The 320-nt window shown below is 60.6% G+C and carries 2 pseudogenes; both read right to left on the reverse strand.

Features of this window, described 5'->3' with window-relative positions:
• A pseudogene (locus GYA94_RS08545) lies at positions 1-236 on the reverse strand (flagellar type III secretion system pore protein FliP); the annotation flags it as partial.
• Positions 236-320, reverse strand: a pseudogene (locus GYA94_RS08550) (flagellar biosynthetic protein FliO); the annotation flags it as partial. The pseudogenes GYA94_RS08545 and GYA94_RS08550, both read right to left, overlap by 1 nt.

Here is a 320-nt window from a genome sequence, read left to right on the forward strand (position 1 = left end):
ACGATGATGATACGGGTGAAGCTGGTCATGAGGATGACGAACGCCGGAATGAAGCTCAGCGCCGTCATGATCAGCAGGATTTGCAGGCTGACCGAATATTCCTGCTGCCCGTCCGCGGTATTGGACAGGGTAATGGCCGGAATCGACAACGGGTCGGCGGCCAACGCCAACGGCGCGGCCAGCAACAGCGCCACTGTCAACAACGGCCCCAACAACCTACGCAGCGCGCCGCTCATCACCTGTTGTCCTTAGGGTTCTTGCCCATCAACTCCATCAACCGCTGGGCAAACTCCGGCGTCGCCTGGCGAGCGTTTTCCGGC

The sequence above is a fragment of the Pseudomonas juntendi genome, assembly GCF_009932375.1.
In the GTDB taxonomy this organism is placed as follows: domain Bacteria; phylum Pseudomonadota; class Gammaproteobacteria; order Pseudomonadales; family Pseudomonadaceae; genus Aquipseudomonas; species Aquipseudomonas juntendi.